Source organism: Arthrobacter bambusae, from assembly GCF_030812595.1.
In the GTDB taxonomy this organism is placed as follows: Bacteria; Actinomycetota; Actinomycetes; order Actinomycetales; family Micrococcaceae; genus Arthrobacter; species Arthrobacter bambusae_B.
On the sequence record NZ_JAUSSZ010000024.1, the window covers coordinates 25,544 to 31,973 of the forward strand.

Here is a 6,430-nt window from a genome sequence, read left to right on the forward strand (position 1 = left end):
ATCAGCCTCCATGCCCGGAGGTCGCCGGGACGGCTACTGACATCACGCCGTCGCGGACCAACAGCGGGAGGGGATCCAGGTGGAGGGACTTGTCTTCAAGGCAGGCGCCGGCCCGACGCACGTCGAAGTGGCCCCGGCACGTGGGGCACCGCAGCAGGCCGCCGCCGGCCGGTGCCGCGAGCGCGCGCTGGAGGGCGGCACCTTTCATGGGGCCCATGCAGCGTGGGCAATAGTCCCGGTAAGCGTAGGCATCCTGGCCGGTCCGGCAGGCCAGGACCGCATAATCGCCCACCAGGAAGCCGGCAACCTCGCCGGGCTCAAGGCCCGCGATTTCGGGCACGGGCTCCCACGAGCCGGCAAGCCCGTGTTGGGAACCGTGCCCGACGGCGGCGGGCGCGTGATCGGCGACCCGCACCATGAGTGCCTCCACAGGGATGAGCGCCGGGGTGGCGGCGTGCTTTTCCTCCTCGACCACTTCAATCGAGGTCACTTCCGGGGCTGCGGTTTCGATCGCCTCCTCGACGGCGTACTTGAGCGTGACCGACGACGACGGGCAGCCCTGGCAGGTCCCGAGCAGCTTCAGCCGCACCACGCCCTCGGCGCTGATGTCCAACAACTCCACGTCGCCGCCATGCGAGCCGAGGTACGGCCTGACGCTGTCGAGCGCGGCCGCCACCCGCTGTTCCAGGTTCTGCGGGTGCAGCCCGTGGATGATCAGGAGCCCGGCTACGAGTTCGTCCGCGGCCAGCGCGCCGAGAGTGTCGTCGTCGAGCTTTCCCTGGTCATCGAGGATTTCCAGGATCCGCTCGAGTCCCGCGCCATAGAGGTCGGTCACCTCCCGCACGAGGTCCTCGGCGCGTCCACGGGCAATCGCTCCGCCGGCGCCGAGACCATCGAGCAAGGTACTGATCCTGTCGCCCGCCTGCTGCGCCCGGTCCCCGCCGTGCATGGCGTGCTTACTCTCCAGTCAGGGTCTGGGTGGGTGAGTGCAGCTTGTCCAAGGTCTGGCCGTTGCCCAAGTACATATGGACGCCGCAAGGAAGGCACGGGTCGAAGCTGCGGACCGTGCGCATAATGTCGATGCCCTTGAAGTGCTCCCTGTCATTCTCCTCGAAGATCGGCTGCCCTTGGACGGCGTCCTCATATGGGCCGGCGGTTCCTGAGGAGTCAGTGGGGCTCGCATTCCAAGGAGTCGGGGGATACGGGTGGTAGTTGGCGATCTTGCCGTCCCGGATGACCATGTGGTGGGACAGGACGCCCCGCACTGCCTCGGTGAAGCCGCAGCTGATGGCTTCGTCCGGGACCGTGAAGGTTTCCCACGTCTTGGTCCGGCCCGCGCGGATCTCCTCCAAGGCCTTTTCCGCGAAATGCAGGGCGGCTGCGGCGGCATAAGCCTGGAAATACGTGCGGGCGCGGTTGCGCTCGATGGTGTTGCTCCACTGCGGGATGTTCCACTCCAAGGACACAGGGCCCTTCAACGCGGTTTTCGGCAGGTTGATTTGAACGCTCGTTCCGGTGGATTTGATGTAGCCGATATCAACCAGTCCGGCCAGCGCTGTTGCCCAGAGGCGGGCCAGTGGTCCGCCGCCGGTGTCCAGTGCCAGGTTGTCCTGGCCGTCGAACCAGCGCGGAGACATGACCCAGCTGTACTTCTCCGAGAGGTCACGCTTTTGCGGCCTCGGGTTGGTGTGCTGGTTCCACGGGTGCCGGCGGTCCACCGGGTTGCCCAGGGGATCGTGCGTGACGAACATTTCCTGGTCTTCCCAATCCTCGTAATACGAGGAGCCGAGCATGATCCGGATGCCAAGGTTGATGCGTACCAAGTCAGTGGTGACGAGTTTCCCGTCCACGACCACCCCGGGGGTGACGAACATCTTCCGGCCCCATTCGGTCATGTCCTTGTACTGGAAATTGCAGTAGTCAGGATCCTGCAGGGACCCCCAGCAGCCAAGTAGGGTGCGGCGCAGGCCCACTTGTTCGTAACCGGGGAGCGCTTCGTAGAAGAAGTCGAACAGGTCATCGTGCATGGGGACGACCTTCTTCATGAACTCGACGTAGCGCATGAGCCGCGTGATGTAGTCCGTCATCAACTGTATGGTGGCAACCGTTCCCACGCCGCCCGGGTAGAGCGTTGACGGGTGGACGTGGCGGCCCTCCATGAGGCAGAACATCTCGCGGGTGGCGCGGCTGACTTGGAGTGCCTCGCGGTAGAACTCCCCGGTGAACGGGTTCAGCGAGCGCATGATGTCCGCGATGGTGCGGTAGCCGTGTTCGGCTTCGTGCGGTGCGCGGGTGTTCTCAGCCTTGGCCAGGACGCCGGGGTTGGTTTCGGACACCATCTTTTCGCAGTAGTCCACGCCCACCAGGTTCTCCTGGAAGATGTTGTGGTCGAACATGTACTCGGCGGCCTCGCCGAGGTTCACGATCCACTCACCCAGGTTCGGCGGCTTCACTCCGTAGGCCATGTTTTGTGCATAACAGGAACAGGTTGCGTGGTTGTCGCCGCAGATTCCGCAGATGCGGCTGGTGATGAAGTGGGCGTCGCGCGGATCCTTGCCCTTCATGAAGATGGAGTAACCCCGAAAGATTGAGGACGTGCTCTTGCATTCCACAACCTGGTTGTTCGCGAAATCGATTTTGGTGTAGATGCCGAGGCTGCCGACGATCCTGGTAATGGGGTCCCAGTTCATCTCCACCAGATTGTTATTGCCCGTTTCGCTCCCGGAATTCATGGGAATAGTGGAGGTCATTGTGCTTCGCCTGTCTGGAAGAGGGGGTGGTTACCAAGTGCGCTTCGCGCCAGTAAGGAGTTCGTGTCCGGGCCGGCGCCACTTCGGCTCCTGGTCCAGCGTGTGTTTGGTGATGCCCCGGAGGGCCCTGATCGCGGACCCGTAGGGCCTGATCGTGCTGGTGGAGAGCTTGCTGCCGGGAGGTTCGTCCATGAAAGGCATGAACTTGTCCGGGAAGCCCGGCATGGTGCAGCCGATGCAAATGCCGCCGACATTCGGGCAACCGCCAATCCCGTTCATCCAGCCGCGCTTGGGAACGTTGCACTTGACCACGGGTCCCCAACAGCCGAGTTTGACCAGGCATTTGGGTGAGCCGTATTCGCCAGCGAAGTCACCCTGCTCGTAGTAGCCGGCCCGGTCGCAGCCCTCGTGGACCGTCTTGCCGAACAGCCAGGTTGGCCGGAGCGCATCGTCCAAGGGGATCATGGGCGCCTGGCCGGTGGCCTGGTACAAGAGGTAGGTGATGGTTTCGGACAGGTTGTCCGGTTGGATCGGGCACCCCGGGACGCAGACGATCGGGATGCCGGCCTTGGACTTCCAGTCGTATCCCAGATAATCAGGGACACCCATGGCGCCCGTCGGGTTTCCGGCCATTGCGTGGATGCCGCCATACGTCGCGCATGTTCCTGCGGCGATGATCGCGGTGGCTTTGGGCGCGAGGCGGTCCAACCACTCGCTTGTGGTAATCGGCTGGCCGGTTTCGACGTTGTTTCCGAACCCGCACCAGTAGCCGCCGTCGTCGTGCAGTCTTTCGTTGGGGATGGACCCCTCTACCACCAGGACAAAGGGTTCCAGCTCACCGCGGTCGGCTTTCCTGAACCATTCCAGGAAGTCGTCGGCTCCCTCCTGGGGGCCGCATTCGAAGTCGATCAGGGGCCAATGCATGGCGATGCGTGGCAGCCCGGGCAAGGCGCCGAGCGCGATCTCCTCGACGCTCGGTTGCGTGGCCGCCGTCAAGGCGACCGAATCGCCGTCGCAACTGAGCCCGGCGTTGATCCACAGCACGTGAATAAGGGCTTCTTCGGCCTTGAGGGAAGTTTCGGTAGGCATCGTTGCCTCTTTCAGCGGCCCGAATCGGGCTCAATGTGCGTCTGATAGAGATTCAGTCAAGGAATTTGACCGGGATGTGGAGCCGTCCAGCCAGGCATACCAAGCGGCGAGGCCGTCACCGGTGGTGGCGGAGAGGACCAGGAAATCGGCGTGCGGGTTGATCTCCCGGATCTGCCGCAGGCATTCGTCGACGTCGAAATCAACGTAGGGGAGCAGGTCCGATTTATTGACGATCACCAGATCGGCTGCCATGAACATATGTGGGTATTTCCGGGGTTTATCATCACCTTCCGTAACCGAAATGACGACGACCTTGGCCGTTTCGCCGAGGTCAAAGAGTGCCGGACAGACCAAGTTGCCGACGTTCTCGACGAAAACCGTGGAGCCCGGCTGCGGATCCAAGGCGTCGAGGCCGCGCTGGAGCATATCGGCGTCGAGATGGCAGCCGGCTCCAGTGTTGATCTGGATGACCGGACGGCCGACGGCCCGGATCCGGTCTGCGTCCAGGGACGTCTCCTGGTCCCCTTCGATGACGCCGGCCTGCAAATGCCCGCCGAGGTCGGTAAGCGTCCGGACCAAAAGGGTGGTCTTGCCCGCGCCCGGTGAACTCATGATGTTCAGCGCCCTGATTCCCCGGCCCGCCAGCCAGCCGCGGTTCCTTGCCGCAAGCAGGTCGTTCTTGGCGAGCAGGTTTTGCTCGAGGGTGATCGTTGCCGGGTGGTGGTCGTGGTCGTGGGGATGGGTGTGGTCGTGGGGGTGGGCGTGGTCGTGGGGATGGTCGTGGTCGTGCGGGTGGGCGTGGTCGTGCGGGTGCTGGTGCTCCACGATGGGTTGAATCCCATCAAGGGTGGAGACCCTTGTGTTCGTCTCGTCGCCGCATCCGCATGTAGTACACATTCCTCAAGCCACCTCCACAGATATCACCATGAGTTCGCGGCCGCTAAGGATGTCGACGTCGGCGCTTCCGCATGGACAGAGCAGGATAAGGTCCTCTAGTTCAAATTCCGTGCCACAGCTGCGGCATCGACCCAGGCCTTGCGGTTCATCGATCCTCAGTTGCGCTCCTGCGAGCGAGGTACCAGCGGAAACTATGTCGAAGCAAAAGCGCATGGCATCCGGCAGCACACCGGAAAGCGGTCCGATTCTGAGGTTCACGCCGGTGACCGCCCGTTCTCCGGTGCGTTCCAGAACGGCATCAACAAGGCTCTGCGTGATTGAGAGTTCGTGCATGCTGGCACTCCTTCTTGCCAAGATAGGCTTGCTTCGAAGAAAGCGCAACCACCCAACTTGACTCCGGCGTATACTTCCGCTACATGGGGCAGGGTATTCAATCGCCCTGCATTGCACATGGGACCCGAGGCTCGAACCATGAAGCAGACGGCGGCTGCGCGGCCGGCCGGAATGAGCGGCTTCCGGCGCAGTCTCACGCGCACCGAGCGGGTGTCGATCGGTGGCATGGCCGCTTTTATCGCGGTCCTGCATGCTGCGGGCTGGGGTACGCTCGCGGCGGTGACGGCATCGGGAAGCCTCCACGGCGTTCCGGCAGGAGCTTTCGGCGTCGGCCTCGGCGTGGCCGCTTACACACTGGGCCTGCGGCACGCTTTCGACGCGGACCACATTGCCGCGATCGACAACATCACCCGGAAACTCTGCAACGATGGCCGTCGGCGGATGTCGGTAGGGTTTTGGTTTTCCCTGGGGCACTCGAGCATTGTCTTCGGCATGTGTGCCTTGCTTGCCGCGGGCATCCGAAGCCTTGCGGACAACACTGGCACAGCCGGAAGGGACGTCCACTCATTCTTCGGGTTGTTCGGCACGGCTGTCTCGGGGATCTTCCTCTATGCCATCGGACTCTTGAACCTCGGAGTGCTCCTGGGCATTATCAAGACCGTTCGGCGCATGCGGCACGGTGAGTGCACCGCCGTCGAGCTTGATCAGGCGTTGTCGGTCAATTTGGGACTTTTGAACAGGGCGTACCGCCGTGTCACGCGCCTGGTCAGCCGGTCGTGGCATGTCTACGGCGTGGGATTGCTGTTCGGCCTGGGGTTCGATACCGCCACGGAAGTGAGCCTGTTGATTCTTGCGGGCGGGGCGGCGGCCTCCGCGCTTCCCTGGTACGCGATCCTGACGTTGCCCGTGCTGTTTGCCGCCGGGATGAGCTTGTTGGACTCCATCGACGGCGTCTTCATGAACTTTGCTTACGGGTGGGCGTTGTCCCGGCCCGTCCGCCGGGCGTACTACAACATCGTGATCACGGGGTTGTCGGTCGCCGTGGCGCTCGGGATCGGTTCTGTCGAGTTGTTTTCGATCATCGTCCAGAGAACAGGGATCAGCGCCGGCCCGCTGGCTGCGATAGGCAGACTGGACCTCAACGCCGTCGGGTACCTGATCGTGGGGCTGTTCATTGCGACGTGGGTCCTGGCGCTGGGCATCTGGAAGTGGGCCCACATTGAAGAGCGTTGGTCCCGGCAGCCCCATAACTGAGCGAGGGTTTCCGGCGGGTTCAGGGGGTCGTTGCAACGCCTGAGTGGTTGGTGGTGTTGTGGGACGTTTTGGTCGGCCTGAGGTTCGGCGTGAATTGGTTCGGGTGT

Annotated in this window: 6 protein-coding genes; 1 reads left to right on the forward strand and 5 read right to left on the reverse strand. The window is 63.1% G+C overall.

Annotated features, from left to right (window positions below; genetic code table 11):
- Window position 1 precedes the first annotated feature (1 nt).
- The 5 genes from J2S96_RS19620 to J2S96_RS19640 all read right to left on the reverse strand — a co-directional run bounded on the left by J2S96_RS19620 (window position 2) and on the right by J2S96_RS19640 (window position 5,069).
- A complete protein-coding gene (locus J2S96_RS19620) occupies window positions 2-949 on the reverse strand; it encodes a NifU family protein (protein WP_306867412.1) in 948 nt (315 codons plus the stop codon).
- 7 nt (window positions 950-956) lie between these two features.
- Window positions 957-2,750, reverse strand: coding sequence for a nickel-dependent hydrogenase large subunit (locus tag J2S96_RS19625; RefSeq protein WP_306867415.1), 1,794 nt, complete (start codon window positions 2,748-2,750; stop codon window positions 957-959).
- Between the two features lie 30 nt (window positions 2,751-2,780).
- On the reverse strand, window positions 2,781-3,839 hold the full coding sequence (locus J2S96_RS19630; protein WP_306867416.1) for a hydrogenase expression protein HypE: 1,059 nt from the start codon (window positions 3,837-3,839) through the stop codon (window positions 2,781-2,783).
- Between the two features lie 30 nt (window positions 3,840-3,869).
- Window positions 3,870-4,664, reverse strand: a complete 795-nt coding sequence (hypB, locus tag J2S96_RS19635) for a hydrogenase nickel incorporation protein HypB (protein WP_306867420.1) — start codon at window positions 4,662-4,664, stop codon at window positions 3,870-3,872.
- A 75-nt stretch (window positions 4,665-4,739) separates the two neighbouring features.
- A complete protein-coding gene (locus tag J2S96_RS19640) occupies window positions 4,740-5,069 on the reverse strand; it encodes a hydrogenase maturation nickel metallochaperone HypA/HybF (RefSeq protein WP_306867424.1) in 330 nt (109 codons plus the stop codon).
- Between the two features lie 138 nt (window positions 5,070-5,207).
- On the opposite strand from J2S96_RS19640, the gene J2S96_RS19645 reads away from it, so the two are divergent.
- Window positions 5,208-6,323 (forward strand): HoxN/HupN/NixA family nickel/cobalt transporter, encoded by a 1,116-nt coding sequence (locus J2S96_RS19645; RefSeq protein WP_306867427.1) that lies wholly within the window; start codon window positions 5,208-5,210, stop codon window positions 6,321-6,323.
- Window positions 6,324-6,430 lie beyond the last annotated feature (107 nt).

What these genes read in the sequence shown, in the direction of transcription:
- J2S96_RS19640 (WP_306867424.1), bottom strand. Translation starts at nt 5,069, where the DNA reads ATGCACGAACTCTCAATCACGCAGAGCCTTGTTGATGCCGTTCTGGAA.
- J2S96_RS19620 (WP_306867412.1), bottom strand. Translation starts at nt 949, where the DNA reads ATGCACGGCGGGGACCGGGCGCAGCAGGCGGGCGACAGGATCAGTACC.
- J2S96_RS19625 (WP_306867415.1), bottom strand. Translation starts at nt 2,750, where the DNA reads ATGACCTCCACTATTCCCATGAATTCCGGGAGCGAAACGGGCAATAAC.
- J2S96_RS19630 (WP_306867416.1), bottom strand. Translation starts at nt 3,839, where the DNA reads ATGCCTACCGAAACTTCCCTCAAGGCCGAAGAAGCCCTTATTCACGTG.
- J2S96_RS19645 (WP_306867427.1), top strand. Translation starts at nt 5,208, where the DNA reads ATGAAGCAGACGGCGGCTGCGCGGCCGGCCGGAATGAGCGGCTTCCGG.